General features: G+C 70.6%; 12 protein-coding genes. 6 read left to right on the top strand and 6 right to left on the bottom strand.

Annotation, left to right across the window (positions count from 1 at the left end; genetic code table 11):
- The first annotated feature begins 25 nt into the window (after positions 1-25).
- The gene (locus tag HH310_RS23385; RefSeq protein WP_169177766.1) at positions 26-1,042 is read left to right on the top strand and encodes a LacI family DNA-binding transcriptional regulator; all 1,017 of its coding nucleotides are present in this window, start codon (positions 26-28) and stop codon (positions 1,040-1,042) included.
- On the opposite strand, the gene HH310_RS23380 is transcribed toward HH310_RS23385, so the two are convergent.
- Together HH310_RS23380 and HH310_RS23375 are read right to left on the bottom strand one after the other, a co-directional pair.
- A complete protein-coding gene (locus HH310_RS23380) occupies positions 1,008-2,021 on the bottom strand; it encodes a Gfo/Idh/MocA family oxidoreductase (protein ID WP_169177765.1) in 1,014 nt (337 codons plus the stop codon). The two genes, HH310_RS23385 and HH310_RS23380, sit on opposite strands and share 35 nt — an antisense overlap.
- On the bottom strand, positions 2,021-2,788 hold the full coding sequence (locus HH310_RS23375; protein WP_169177764.1) for an SDR family oxidoreductase: 768 nt from the start codon (positions 2,786-2,788) through the stop codon (positions 2,021-2,023). Before HH310_RS23375 ends, HH310_RS23380 begins: the two co-directional genes overlap by 1 nt.
- Before the next feature lie 55 nt (positions 2,789-2,843).
- Here HH310_RS23375 and HH310_RS23370 point away from each other — a divergent pair, with 55 nt between their 5' ends.
- Positions 2,844-3,794 (top strand): helix-turn-helix domain-containing protein, encoded by a 951-nt coding sequence (locus HH310_RS23370; protein WP_169177763.1) that lies wholly within the window; start codon positions 2,844-2,846, stop codon positions 3,792-3,794.
- Positions 3,795-3,866: 72 nt separating this feature from the next.
- Complete coding sequence (gene gap, locus HH310_RS23365; RefSeq protein ID WP_169177762.1) at positions 3,867-4,856, top strand: type I glyceraldehyde-3-phosphate dehydrogenase; 990 nt, start codon at positions 3,867-3,869, stop codon at positions 4,854-4,856.
- Here the strand turns inward: gap and HH310_RS23360 are convergent.
- The gene (locus HH310_RS23360; protein ID WP_169177761.1) at positions 4,849-5,772 is read right to left on the bottom strand and encodes a threonine/serine dehydratase; all 924 of its coding nucleotides are present in this window, start codon (positions 5,770-5,772) and stop codon (positions 4,849-4,851) included. The two genes, gap and HH310_RS23360, sit on opposite strands and share 8 nt — an antisense overlap.
- An 84-nt stretch (positions 5,773-5,856) precedes the next feature.
- On the opposite strand from HH310_RS23360, the gene HH310_RS23355 reads away from it, so the two are divergent.
- Entirely contained in the window at positions 5,857-6,729 is an 873-nt protein-coding gene (locus HH310_RS23355; RefSeq protein ID WP_169177760.1) for a LysR family transcriptional regulator, read from the top strand.
- Positions 6,730-6,739: 10 nt separating this feature from the next.
- Here the strand turns inward: HH310_RS23355 and miaB are convergent, their stop codons facing one another.
- The 3 genes from miaB to HH310_RS23340 form a co-directional block, all read right to left on the bottom strand.
- Positions 6,740-8,227, bottom strand: coding sequence for a tRNA (N6-isopentenyl adenosine(37)-C2)-methylthiotransferase MiaB (gene miaB, locus HH310_RS23350; RefSeq protein WP_169177759.1), 1,488 nt, complete (start codon positions 8,225-8,227; stop codon positions 6,740-6,742).
- 81 nt (positions 8,228-8,308) lie between these two features.
- Positions 8,309-10,720, bottom strand: coding sequence for a carbohydrate binding domain-containing protein (locus tag HH310_RS23345; RefSeq protein ID WP_312034274.1), 2,412 nt, complete (start codon positions 10,718-10,720; stop codon positions 8,309-8,311).
- 130 nt (positions 10,721-10,850) lie between these two features.
- Complete coding sequence (locus HH310_RS23340; RefSeq protein WP_248294338.1) at positions 10,851-11,279, bottom strand: hypothetical protein; 429 nt, start codon at positions 11,277-11,279, stop codon at positions 10,851-10,853.
- A gap of 139 nt (positions 11,280-11,418) precedes the next feature.
- Between HH310_RS23340 and HH310_RS23335 the strand changes: the two genes are divergently transcribed.
- Both HH310_RS23335 and HH310_RS23330 read left to right on the top strand, forming a co-directional pair.
- Positions 11,419-12,162, top strand: a complete 744-nt coding sequence (locus tag HH310_RS23335) for an amino acid ABC transporter ATP-binding protein (protein ID WP_169177758.1) — start codon at positions 11,419-11,421, stop codon at positions 12,160-12,162.
- 41 nt (positions 12,163-12,203) lie between these two features.
- A complete protein-coding gene (locus HH310_RS23330; protein WP_169177880.1) occupies positions 12,204-13,070 on the top strand; it encodes a glutamate ABC transporter substrate-binding protein in 867 nt (288 codons plus the stop codon).
- Positions 13,071-13,135: the final 65 nt, after the last annotated feature.

The following is a 13,135-nucleotide window of genomic DNA, read 5'->3' as shown; positions in this document are numbered from 1 at the left end:
TCAAAAACCCCTCATCGTGTACGGGATGAAGCACCCGTTCCGGATTCGCGAGATCGCGGCCCAGGCCGGGCTGAGCGAGGCCACCGTGGACCGCGCGCTGCACGGGCGCGGCGGGGTGCGCGAGAGCACGGTGCGCGAGGTGCGGCAGGCCATCGACGACCTTGATCGGCAGCGGTCGCAGGTCCGGCTCGGCGCCCGCACCTTCATGATCGACGTGATCGTGCAGGCGCCGCCGCGGTTCTCCGGGACGGTGCGGGCCGCGCTCGAGGCGGAACTGCCGGCGCTGCGCCCGGCCGCGGTCCGCTGCCGCTTCCACCTGCTGGACGGGCCGTCGGCCGGGGATGTCGTGGCGGTGCTCGACCGGGTGCGCCGCGGCCGCTCGCACGGCGTGATCCTGAAGGCGCCGGACGTCCCCGAGGTGGTCGCCGCCGCCAGCCGGCTGGACGTCCCCCTGGTCACCCTGGTCACCGATCTGCCCGGCTCACCGCGGGTGGCGTACGTGGGTCTGGACAACGTCGCGGCCGGCACCACCGCCGCCTATCTGGTGCAGCAGTGGCTCGCCGATCGGGCCGGGGACGTGCTGGTGGTGCGCGGGCACGGCTCGTTCCGCGGCGAGGACGAGCGGGAGCGCGGCTTCCGGGCCGAGATGCGCGCGCGCCGCCTGTTCGAGGTGGTCGACGCCGAGGATCGCCCGGACGCCGTACGCGACGGCATCCGTGAGCTGCTGTCCGTGCACTCGACGGTGCGGGCGATCTATTCCCTGTACGCCGGTGCGGGCGGCAGTGACGCGGTGGTGGCGGCGTTCGCGGCGCAGGGGCGCACGTACGACGTCTTCGTGGCGCACGATCTCGACCCGTCGAACACGGCGTTGCTGCGCGACCGGAAGCTGTCCGCGGTGCTGCACCACGACCTGCGCACCGACATGCGCCGCGCCTGTCACGCGATCATGCAGGCGCAGGGGGCGTTGCCCGGCCCGATCCGCACCAATCCGTCAGCGGTCCAGGTCATCACGCCGCATAACGCGCCCCCGGTCGTGTTCTGAGCTCGTTCAGCATCACCGGGCGGCGCTCGTGAAACGAGATCGTGCAGGCCTCGGCGATCCAGCCGGCCTCGACCGCGTCGGCCACCGTGCACGGGCTCTCGCACAGGCCGGCCGCCATCCGGGTGAAGGCGGACAGCTCGCGCCGGTACGCCGTGGCGAAGCGGTCCAGGAAGAAGTCGTACGGCCGGCCGGCCGGGAACGTGGCGTCGGGTTCCAGGGACCGTAACGGGAGCCGGTTCTCCCAGCCGGCCGCGACGCTGTCCCGGCTGCCGTGCAACTCCAGGCGTACGTCGTGGCCGCGGCCGTTGTACCGGGTGTTCGAGACGACCGCGAGGGTGCCGTCGTCCAGCGTGAGGATCGCCGAGGCGGTGGACGCGTCGCCGATCTCGGCGAACACCGGGGCGCCGCGGGTGCTGCCGGTGGCGTACACCTCGACGACCTCGCGGCCGGTCACGTATCGGATCGTGTCGAAGTCGTGCACCGCGCAGTCCCGGAAGATGCCGCCCGAGCCGCGCAGGTAGTCGTCCGGGGGCGGCGCCGGGTCCAACGTGGTCGACCGGACCGTGTGCAGGGTGCCCAGCTCGCCGCTGCGCACCGCGGCACGGGCGGCCTGGATCGCCGGGTCGAATCTGCGGTTGTAGCCGATCTGCACGTCAGCGGTGGCGCAGTGCCGCAGCACCTCGGCGGCCTCCTCGGCGCCGCGGGCCACCGGCTTCTCGCAGAAGACCGGCAGGCCCGCCTCGACGGCGGCGAGGATGAGCTGCGGGTGGCTGTCCGTGTTGGTGGCGACCACCACGCCGTCGAGGCCCGCGGCCAGCAGCGTGGCCGGGTCCTTCGCGGGCTCGGCCCCGAACTCCGTGACGATCCGGTCGACGGCGTCCGTGCGCACGTCGGTGACCACCAAATCCAAGCCGAGGGCGTGCAGTGTGGCGGCGTGGAACACGCCGATGCGGCCCAGGCCGATCAGTCCGACGCGCATCAGTCCTTGCCCCCGATCACGTGCTGATCCCAGTCGATCACCGAGCCGGTGACCACGCCGCTGCGCGGCGAGAGGAGATAGACGACGAAGTCGGCGATCTCGGCCGCGTCGGCGAGGCGGCCCATGGGTAAGCCGTCGGCGGCGCGTTCCCGCCAGCCGTCGGTGGCGTCGTGGAAGCGGCGCTGGGTGTCGTCCTCGCCCTCGGTGTCGGTCCAGCCGATGTCCAGGCCGTTGATCCGGATCCGGTCGAAGCGGTGCGCGTGCGCGGCGTTGCGGGTGAGCCCGGCCAGACCGGCCTTGGCGGCCACGTACGGCGCGAGGTAGGGCTGGCCGCCCAGCTCGGACGACGAGATCACGTTGACGATCGCGCCCGGCTCGCCGCGCCGCACCATGTCCGCGACGACGGCCTGCATCAGGAAGAACGGCCCGCGCAGGTTGATCGCGATGTGCCGGTCGAACAGCTCGGGCGTGGTGTCCAGCAGCGTGCCCCGGCTGGTCAGCCCGGCGGCGTTGACCAGGCCGTCGATCCGGCCGTGGCGGGCCACCGTGTCGGTCACCGAGCGCCGCGCGCTCACCACGTCGGCCACGTCCGTCTGGTGATAGGTGACGCCGCACTCCTTGGCGAAGGCCTCCCCCACTTCCGGCCGCCGCCCGGTGACCACTACCGCCGCACCCTCGCGGACCGCGGCACGCGCCACCGCCGCGCCGACGCCCTGGGTGCCGCCACTGACCAGAACCACCCTGTCCCGCAGTAACCGTCGATCCATCTCCTGAGAATGGGTTCGGCGGCGGGTCCTCGACAAGGCCTTACGCTTGGTTGTCGTGCCACCTCCCCGCCTGCATCGTGTCGCCGTCCTCGTGCTGGACGGCGCCAAACCCATGGACGTCGGCATCCCCGCTCAGGTGTTCACGACCCGCGAGAACGTGCCGTACGAGGTCCGGGTCTGCGGGCCCGCGCCGGGTCTGGTCCGCGGCGGCGACGGCCTGGCCTATCACGTCGCGGACGGGCTCGAGGCGCTCGACTGGGCCGACATCGTCTTCATCCCCGGTTACCGCTTCCCGGACCGCGACGATCCGCCGGCGGTCGTGGTGGCCGCGCTGAAGGCAGCGCACGACCGGGGCGCCCGCCTCGCCGCGATCTCCACGGGCGCGTTCGCGCTGGCCGCGACCGGTCTGCTCGACGGGAAACGGGCGACCACGCATTGGCATTACACGCGCCAGCTCGCGGCCCGGCACCCGCTCGTCAAGGTCGACGAGAACGTCCTGTTCGTCGACGAGGGCAGCGTGCTGACCTCGGCCGGCGCCGCCTCCGGGATCGACCTGTGCCTGCACATTCTGCGCGGCGACCTCGGGGTGGCCGCCTCGAACCACACGGCCCGCCGGCTGGTCGCGGCCCCCTACCGCAGCGGCGGTCAGGCGCAGTACGTGCCGCGCAGCGTGCCCGAGCCGCTCGGCGAACGGTTCGCCGCCACCCGGGAATGGGCGCTGCACCGGCTGAACAAGCCGCTCACCCTGGAGCTGCTGGCCCGGCATGCAGCCGTGTCGCCGCGCACATTCTCGAGGCGATTCCTCGAGGACACCGGCTACACCCCGATGCAGTGGGTGATGCGCGCCCGCATCGACGTGGCCCGGGAGCTGCTCGAATCGTCGCACCGCAGCATCGAGCAGATCGCCGCCGAGGTGGGCCTCGGTACCGGCTCGAACCTGCGCCTGCACTTCCAGCGCATCCTCGGCACCACGCCCAGCCAGTACCGGCGGACGTTCGCGGCCTAGCTGGCTCGATCCTTGCGAACCGTGGCGCTCACGCCGGTGTCTGGCGGCCCGGCGGCCCGGCACGCTCATGACATGACTCGTATCGCCATCAACGGATTCGGCCGGATCGGACGCAACGTGCTGCGCGCCCTGCTGGAGCGCGACAGCAAGCTTGAGGTCGTGGCGGTCAACGATCTCACGGCACCCGCCACCCTCGCGCGGCTCCTCGCCTTCGACACGACACTGGGACGGCTCGGCCGCCCGGTCCAGGTCGAGGAGAACGCTCTGGTGGTCGACGGACGCCGGATCATCGTGCTAGCCGAGCGGGACCCGGCGCTGCTGCCGTGGAAGGACCTCGGCGTGGACGTCGTGCTGGAGGCGACCGGCAAGTTCGCCGCCGCCAAGGCCGCCCGCGCCCACATCGACGCCGGCGCCACCAGGGTGCTGGTCAGCGCGCCGTCGTCGGGCGCGGACGCCACCATCGCGTACGGGGTGAACAACGAGGTCCTGCGCGACGAGCACGCGATCATCTCGAACGCGTCGTGCACGACCAACGCGCTGGCGCCGCTGGCCAAGGTGCTCGACGACCTGGCCGGGATCGAGCACGGGTTCATGACCACGGTGCACGCCTACACGCAGGACCAGAACCTGCAGGACGGCCCGCACAAGGACCCGCGACGGGCCCGCGCCGCCGGGGTCAACCTGGTGCCCACCTCGACGGGTGCGGCCAAGGCGATCGGCCTGGTGCTGCCGGGGCTGGACGGCAAGCTGTCCGGTGACGCGATTCGGGTGCCGATCCCGGTGGGCTCGATCGTCGAGATCAACGCGTTCGTGTCCCGGGACGTGACCCGCGACGAGGTGCTGGCGGCGTACCGCGAGGCGGCGGCCGGTCCGCTGGCCGGGATTCTCGAATACTCCGAGGACGACCTGGTGTCGTCGGACATCGTGGGCAACCCGGCGTCGTCGATCTTCGACTCGTCGCTCACCCGCGTGGACGGCCGGCACATCAAGGTATCGGCCTGGTACGACAACGAGTGGGGCTTCTCGAACCGCGTGCTGGACACGCTGGAGCTGATCAGCTGAGTTCGTGCGGGTCCGCGTTGCCGCCGGTGCAGACGACGGCGACGCGGAGCCCGGCAAACATTTCCGGAAATTTCGTGACAAGAGCCAGCGCGGCGGCGCCGGCCCCCTCGGCCTGGGTGTGTGCCCGGCTCGCCAGCAGACGCCGGGCGGCGGCGATCTCCTCGTCGCTGACCAGCCGGAAGTCGGCCAGCCGATCGCGCATGATCCGCTGCGGCAGCGCGAACCCGCGGCCGGTGGCCAAGCCGGCGACCGTGGTGCGGTTGGGGCGGGTCTGCAGCGTGCCGAGCCGCCAGGAGTCGTGCGCGGCCGGGGACGACGCGGACTGCACGCCGATCACCCGGCAGCGCGGCGCGAGGGCCGCGGCCACCACGCAGGCCGCCGCCGCACCGGTGCCGCTGCCGATCGGGACCACGACCGCGTCCAGGTCCGGTTCCGCCTCGAAGATCTCCTGGTAGAGCGTGCCGACACCGGCCAGCAGTTCGGGGGTGTCCCCCGGGCTGACGAGTCGCGCGCCCGTCGTCGCGGCCAGTTCCTCGGCGTGCGCCTGAGCGGCGCCGAGATCCTCGCCCTTGAGCACCACCTCGGCGCCCCACTGCCGGACGGCGTCGGCGCGTTCGGCCGATGCGCCGGCGGGCATCACCACGGTGCATCGAGCGCCGTGGACGTGGCTGGCGTACGCGAGCGACTGGGCGTGATTGCCGGTCGAGTAGGTGACCGTGTCGCGGACCCCGGTGGCCAGCAGGGTGAGCCCGCCGCGCACCTTGAACGCGCCGACCGGCTGGGTGTTCTCGTGCTTGACGAAGACCGTCGCGCCGGTCAGTTCGTCCAGCAGCGGGTACCGCCACATGGGGGTGGGCGGCAGATGGCGGCGAACGATCTCGCGGGCGGCCCGGACATCCGCGTAGGTGAATTCCATGCTCCGATCGTCGGCCCGGCGGCACCCATAGGTCCAATAGTTGTCTTCTCGGGAATCCATCGACCGGGTTGATAGATTCGGCGGATGCTGGACCTCACGCGTCTGCGGGTGCTCGTCGCGGTCGCCCGGCACGGGTCCGTCACCGCGGCCGCGCAGGCGCTGCACTACGCCCAGCCCTCGGTCAGCCACCATCTGGCCCGGCTCGAGGCGGAGACCGGCAGCCGGTTGGTGCAGCGGGCCGGGCGCGGCATCCGGCTCACCGACGCTGGGCGTCTGCTCGCCGACCGGGCCGCCGAGATCCTCGGCCGGCTGGACGCGGCCGAGGCCGAACTGGCCGAGCACACCGGGCTGCGCGGCGGGCGCGTGCGGCTGGCCGCGTTCCCGTCCGCGCTGGGCACGTTCGTGCCGGTCGCGGCGGCGACGTTCGCTGCCGCGTACCCGGGAGTGGATCTGCGGTTTCGCGAGGCCGAGCCGCCGGAGACGGTGAAGCTGCTGCGCGGCGGGGAGGTGGACGTGGCGTTGCTGTTCACGTATCCCGGCGATCCCGCGCCGGACCTGGCCGGCCTGCGCCACGAGACGCTGCTGGACGAGCCGATGCACCTGATCACCACGACCGGCGGCGCCCTCGCCGATCATCGGGACGGCCCGTGGATCGGCGGCTGCGAGCGCTGTCGCGGCGAGCTGCTGCGGCGCTGCGCGGAAGCCGGTTTCAGCCCGGACATCCGCTTCGAGACCGACGACTACGTGGCGGTGCAGCGCCTGGTCGCGGCCGGTCTGGGCGCGGCATTGCTGCCGGCGCTGGCGCTGCGCGCGCACCACGACGAGCGGGTGCGCACGGTCGAGCTGCCCGGCCCGGGCCGCCGCATCTCCGCGGCCGTGCACGGCGAGCCACCGGACCCACCCGCGACGGCCGCGCTCCTGGCGGAACTCCGCCGGGCGGCCCGGACGGCGCGCTGACGCAGCGGCCTTAAATTGCGCAGCCGTCCGCGATGACCGGGAGGGCGGCGGGCACGCCCAGCGTGGGCAGGCCCAGGGAGACGCCCTTCAGGCGCGGGGTGCGGCCGGCCTCGAACGCGTCGCCCGCGCGCGTGCGGCGGTGGCTCAGCGGCGCGCCGTCGGCGTTCAGGTGGTGCGGAGCGGCGTACGTGATGACGGTTTCGATGATGTCGCCGGGGCGCGGGGCGGTGTCGCCGAGCGCGAAATGCACCAGGCGGCCGTCGCGGGCGCGGCCGGACATCCGGCCGGTGGCCTCGTCCTTGCGGCCCTCACCGACGGCGACCAGGACCTCGACCTTTTCGCCGACGAGCTTTTTGTTCTCCGCCCAGCTGACCTCCTCGACCAGCTTGAGGAGGCGGTTGTAGCGGTCCTGCACGACCGCCTTGGGCACCTGCTCGTCCATGGTGGCGGCGGGGGTGCCGGGGCGCTTCGAGTACTGGAAGGTGAAGGCGCTGGAGAACCGGGCCTGGCGGACCACCTCGAGGGTCTGCTCGAAGTCTTCCTCGGTCTCGCCCGGGAAGCCGACGATGATGTCGGTGGTGATCGCGGCGTCCGGCATCGCGGCCCGCACCTTCTCGATGATGCCGAGGTATTTCTCCTGGCGGTAGCTGCGGCGCATGGCCTTGAGCACGCGGTCGGAGCCGGACTGCAGCGGCATGTGCAGCGAGTGGCACACGTTCGGCGTCTCGGCCATCGCGGCGATCACGTCGTCCGTGAAGTCCTTCGGGTGCGGGCTGGTGAACCGGACCCGCTCCAGGCCCTCGACCTCGCCGGCGGCGCGCAGCAGCTTGCCGAACGCGAGCCGGTCACCGAACTCGACGCCGTACGAGTTGACGTTCTGCCCCAGCAGGGTGACCTCGGAGACGCCCTCGGCGACCAGCGCCTCGACCTCGGCGAGGATCTCCCCCGGGCGGCGGTCGCGCTCCTTGCCGCGCAGCGAGGGCACGATGCAGAACGTGCAGGTGTTGTTGCAGCCCACCGAGATCGACACCCAGCCCGCGTACGTGGATTCGCGCTTGGTGGGCAGGGTGGACGGGAACACCTCGAGCGACTCGAGGATCTCCACCTCGGCCTCGGCGTTGTGCCGCGCGCGTTCCAGCATCGCGGGCAGCGAGCCGATGTTGTGGGTGCCGAAGACGACGTCGACCCAGGGCGCCTTCTTGACGATGTCGCCGCGGTCCTTCTGCGCGAGGCAGCCGCCGACCGCGATCTGCATGTCCGGCCGCTTCAGCTTGGTCGGGCGCAGGTGCCCCAGATTGCCGTACAACCGGTTGTCGGCGTTCTCGCGCACCGCGCAGGTGTTGAACACCACGATGTCGGCGGCGTCCGGATCGGCCGCCCGCACATAGCCCGCGTCCTCCATCAGACCGGAGATGCGCTCGCTGTCGTGCACGTTCATCTGGCATCCGTAGGTGCGCACGTCGTAGGTGCGCGGGGTGCCCTGCGTTTGCGTAGTCATGGCAATTGACCAGGGTACTGCTTGAAGCGCGAAACGGATCGGTCAGGCGGCGGGCCACCGGGGCGGCCCGCCGCGACCACATCAGCTGATCGTGAAGGCGTACAGGTCGCCGCCGGTCTGGGTGAAGCGCAGCCGGATCGCTCCGCTCGGCAACGTGGTGGTGCCGCCCCAGCTCACCTGCACGCCGGGTGCCTTGGCGTCGGCGGCGATCGGGGTGACGTTCGTCGAGGCGTACCCGGGAATGGGGTTGCCGTTGACGTCGAGCACCTCGACCTTGAGGTTGTCGCCGGTGGTGCCGGGCGCGTAGTTGACGGTCAGCGTGGTGCCGGCCGGCGTGATCGGCCGGGTCGTGACCGTGCCGCCGCCGTGGAACGACGCGAACCGGTCGGTCGGCCAGGAGACCATGCCGATGTTGGAGTTTCCGCTCGGGGTGGTGCAGTCGCCGTTGTTGACGTCGGTCTGCGCGCAGACGTGCTCACCCGAGAAGGAGCCGTAGTAGAACCGGGTCTGCCAGTCACCGTTCGCCTGCTGCACCGTGGTGAAGGTGGTGCCGCCGAGCTCGAAGCCGTGGTCCCAGGCGCCCGCCGGTCCCGGCGTGATCAGGTTGTCCCGGCTCGGCCGGCTCCAGTTGACCAGGTCGCGGGAGGTCGCCAGCTCGATGTGGCTGCGTCCCTTGTCCGGGCCGTTGTCACCGGCGTCCCGGTTGGGGCTGTACGCGATGTCGAAGACCCACGGCGTGCCCAGGTACTGGTCGCCGTAGCGGGTCGCCGGCATGCCGTAGATCTCGCTCCACGGCGTCATTCCATGCTTGCCGGGGTCCGTGATCAGGTCGTCGTCGAGTCCGTCGGCGGCGAACGCCGGACGGGCGGTGCTCCAGTTCTTGAAGTCGGTGCTGGTGGAGACCCAGGTGGTGCGCGGGCCGAGCGGGATCGTCAGGTGCCGCTTGACCATCGCGACGAAGACCTTCGCGATCGGGTCGTACGTCACGTTCGCCACGTCGATGCCCGGGATCGCGGCCGCACCGGACACCGCGGTCCAGGTCAGGCCGTCGGTGGACTGCATGGAGACGTACTGGTTGGGATTGCGCTGAACGTCCAGCGTGAAGTAACGGGGAACGCTGCTGCCGGAGGTCCAGGCCGGGTTCTCCACCACGCCCTGCGCGCTGTTGAGCGTGGTGATCAGCTTGACAAACGTCCAGGTGAGCCCGTCTTCGCTGGTGGCGTACCCGGCCCCGTGACCGGAGGCGTCCGGGCTGCCGGTGAACCACATCTTGTACCTGGGCTCGCCCGAGGCGCCGGCCAGGACGGTGCAGCCACACCGCGGGTTCGCGGTGGCCGTGCCCTGGTGGATCACGATGCCGTCCGGGGCGGCCTTGGTGCCCGCGAACGTCTTGTGGGTGACGCCGGTGTACGACTCGATGCGCTGGTCGCCGGCGAAGAGCACGACCTGGCCGGCGCCGAGGGCGGTGGCGTACGAGCTGTCCGCGCTGGACCGCAGCGCGACGTCGTCCCAGGTCGTGGTGCCGATCGCGGCCAGCAGGCTGTACAACCGCACGCGCAGCGTGGTGGTGTTCGCCGGCGCGGTGCCGCTGACCGACACCTGCTGCCAGCCGGTGCCGGCCGCGCCCGGCGTCGCGGTCGTGGCGCTGAGCTCGGTGCCGTTCTTGTCGACGAACTCCAGGTAGAGCGTGGCGCCGGTGCCGCTGAGCGGGTTCGCCCACGCGGAGGCGGTGACGGTCTCGCCGACGTTGACCGGGACGGCCTTGCTCAGCACCGAGACGGGGTCGCTGGCGCTCGTGTCGGTGATCCGCACGGCGGTGTCACCGCCGTGCGCGGCCGCGTCCCGGACCAATGCGACGCCGGTCTTGTCGGTCGCCCACTCGGTGGGGAAGGCCGGATCGCGCTGTTCTTCGAAATCCGCGTTCGGGACCTTGCGCAGCGGTGGCGGGAGTGCGCTGGCGGCGGCGTCGTCCCAGTAGGTCGTGCCGTTGTCGGCGAAGGTCGAATAGGCCAGCACGGTAGCGTCGACAGCGTCGTCGGGCGCGTCGCCGGTCACGGTGAGCTGCTGCCACGCGGTCGAGGCGGGGGCCGCCTTGCTGAAGACCGGAGCGGTACGCGAGCCGTCCGGGCGGTGGAACTCCAGGAACAGTGATCCGCCGGCGCCGGCCGCCGCCTGCTGGATCCAGATGGAGGCGGTGATCCGCTCGCCTGGGACGACGGCGAGCGGGGCGCTGCGGACGCTGACTCCCGCGGTGCCGCTCGTGTCGACGATGCGCAGGGCGTTCGAGCCGGAGTGCACCGGTGAACTGACGACGGTGGCGTTGGGGCTGTCCGCGGTCCACGAGGCGAGGCCGGACTCGAAGCCCGGGTTGCCGAGCAGCCGAGCCGAGGGGCTGGCGGCCGCCAGCGCGGAGGTTTCGGAGGTGACGGTGACTACGCCGGTGAGGCTGGCGACGAGTGCCGCGGCGAACGCGGCGCGCACAATTGATCTCACTCAGTGAGGTATAGAGCAGCGCGGCGTGCCGCACAGCCCCCCGGATTCCATCGATGCAGGTCAACGTCTTTGTGATCTACAACATGTCGGGGCGCGTTTTCCGGTCGTTCGCCTGGCCGTTGCGAGTTGGTCACGCGGCCGCGGGTCGTCGCGGTTCCTGGCACTCTCCGGTGCACGGGCGGGCGTTGCGGCGTTCCGGGCCGTCGTCGGTCTCCGTCTCGTCGACGTGCACCAGGCTCAATGTGCCGTCCGGCTCGGCACAGACGTACCGGGAAGGGTTGAGGGAGTCGTCGGGAAGCAGGACGGCGGCACCCAGCCGGACCGCGACGGCGCTGGCGGCATGGGCCTCGACCACCCCGGCCGGCGCCAGATAGACGTCGACAAGTGTCGGGAAGTCGCCACCGACCGGATAGACGTCGCACAGCACCGCGCCGTCGTCACCCAGCGGAACGACACTGCGCTCCAGCGTGCCGGCGATGGCGCCACGGATCCGGTCCGCGTCGAAGTGCCCGGCCACCGCCCAGTTCCAGAGCGCGGTTGTCGGATCCCCGTCAGCCATACCGAACATGCTGGACAACGCCTGCTCCTCGCATCGGCTAAGTTACCGCTCCGTGACCATTCTCGGTGTGAACCGATACAAGGGCCCACATAGAGTGTGCCCAACCGGGTGATCTGAAGAAACGGACGGTGGTCAAGCAGTGTCCGAAGAGGCTCTCATCGTCCTCGAAAACGTCAATAAGTGGTTCGGCCCCCTGCATGTGCTCGACGGGGTGAATCTCACGGTCGATCGCGGTGAGGTCGTCGTCGTCATCGGACCGTCCGGGTCCGGTAAGTCGACGCTGTGCCGTGCGATCAACCGGCTCGAACCGATCAATTCAGGGACGATCACCTTCGACGGGCGGTTCCTACCGGAGGAAGGCCGTGCCCTCGCCAGGCTGCGCAGCGAGGTGGGCATGGTGTTCCAGTCGTTCAACCTGTTCGCCCACAAGACGATCCTGCAGAACGTGATGCTCGGACCGGTCAAGGTGCGGCGCGAGAAGGCGGCGGTGGTGCACGACCGCGCCATGTCGCTGCTCGAGCGGGTCGGCATCGCCAACCAGGCGCAGAAATACCCCGCGCAGCTCTCCGGCGGCCAGCAGCAGCGGGTGGCGATCGCCCGCGCGCTGGCCATGCAGCCCAAAGCGCTGCTGTTCGACGAACCGACGAGCGCGCTCGACCCGGAGATGGTCGGCGAGGTCCTCGACGTGATGACCTCGCTAGCGAAGGACGGCATGACGATGGTCGTGGTGACCCATGAGATGGGTTTCGCGCGTCATGCGGCCAACCGAGTGGTCTTCATGGCCGACGGCCAGCTCGTCGAGCAGGCGCCGCCGGCGGAATTCTTCGCCAACCCGAAGAGCGACCGTGCCAAGGACTTCTTATCGAAGATTCTTTCGCACTGACGTTCACCAGGTAAAAGTACAAAAATTCGAGGAGCGTAATGATGCGCATCACCCGATTGGCAGCAACGTTCGGCGCCTTCGCCATGGCGGTTTCGATGGCGGCCTGTGCCAGCGACGACGACTCCGGCAGCAGCGGCGGCGGGAGCAGCGCCAGCGGAATCGTCGGCAAGGCTCAGAACGACAAGAAGCTGGTCATCGGCGTCAAGGCCGACCAGCCCGGCCTGGGTCTGCAGACCGGCAGCACGTACACCGGCTTCGACATCGAGATCGGCAAGATCATTGCCAAGGGTCTCGGCGTCGACGAAAGCGGCATCACCTGGAAGACCACGGTCTCCGCGAACCGCGAGCCGTACATCCAGCAGGGCCAGGTCGACATGGTGGTCGCCACCTACACGATCAACGACGATCGCAAGAAGGTCGTCAACTTCGGCGGCCCCTACTTCGTGGCCGGTCAGGACCTGCTCGTCCCGACCAACTCGACGATCACCGGACCGGAGTCGCTGGCCGGTAAGAAGGTCTGCTCGGTGAGCGGATCGACCCCGGCGAAGCGGATCCAGACCGACTACAAGGATGCCAAGCTGCAGCAGTTCGACACGTACTCGAAGTGCGTGACGGCGCTGGCCGGCGGCCAGGTGGACGCGGTGACCACCGACGACATCATCCTCGCCGGGTACGCGGCGCAGGATCAGTACGCGGGCAAGTTCAAGGTCGTCGGCAAGCCGTTCAGCAAGGAGCCGTACGGCATCGGCGTCAAGAAGGACGACTCCGCGGGCTGCAACAAGATCAACGAGATCCTCAAGACGGCCGCGACCGACGGGTCGTACAAGAAGGCGTGGGACGACACGCTCGGCAAGAGCGGTACGGCCGCGCCCGAGCTGGACGTCGCTCAGCTGACCAACTGCTCCTGATCGCCCGGTTTTGATCCGGCGGGGCCGGCCTCCGGCCCCGCCGGCTTTCTCTGTTTGAAGGTGCG

It is taken from the genome of Actinoplanes sp. TBRC 11911, from assembly GCF_012933445.1.
In the GTDB taxonomy this organism is placed as follows: Bacteria; Actinomycetota; Actinomycetes; order Mycobacteriales; family Micromonosporaceae; genus Actinoplanes.
This window is presented reverse-complemented; position numbering and strand designations above follow the sequence as displayed.

What these genes read in the sequence shown, in the direction of transcription:
- HH310_RS23385 (WP_169177766.1), top strand. Translation starts at nt 26, where the DNA reads ATGAAGCACCCGTTCCGGATTCGCGAGATCGCGGCCCAGGCCGGGCTG.
- HH310_RS23380 (WP_169177765.1), bottom strand. Translation starts at nt 2,021, where the DNA reads ATGCGCGTCGGACTGATCGGCCTGGGCCGCATCGGCGTGTTCCACGCC.
- HH310_RS23375 (WP_169177764.1), bottom strand. Translation starts at nt 2,788, where the DNA reads ATGGATCGACGGTTACTGCGGGACAGGGTGGTTCTGGTCAGTGGCGGC.
- gap (WP_169177762.1), top strand. Translation starts at nt 3,867, where the DNA reads ATGACTCGTATCGCCATCAACGGATTCGGCCGGATCGGACGCAACGTG.
- HH310_RS23360 (WP_169177761.1), bottom strand. Translation starts at nt 5,772, where the DNA reads ATGGAATTCACCTACGCGGATGTCCGGGCCGCCCGCGAGATCGTTCGC.
- HH310_RS23355 (WP_169177760.1), top strand. Translation starts at nt 5,857, where the DNA reads ATGCTGGACCTCACGCGTCTGCGGGTGCTCGTCGCGGTCGCCCGGCAC.
- miaB (WP_169177759.1), bottom strand. Translation starts at nt 8,227, where the DNA reads ATGACTACGCAAACGCAGGGCACCCCGCGCACCTACGACGTGCGCACC.
- HH310_RS23340 (WP_248294338.1), bottom strand. Translation starts at nt 11,279, where the DNA reads ATGGCTGACGGGGATCCGACAACCGCGCTCTGGAACTGGGCGGTGGCC.
- HH310_RS23330 (WP_169177880.1), top strand. Translation starts at nt 12,204, where the DNA reads ATGCGCATCACCCGATTGGCAGCAACGTTCGGCGCCTTCGCCATGGCG.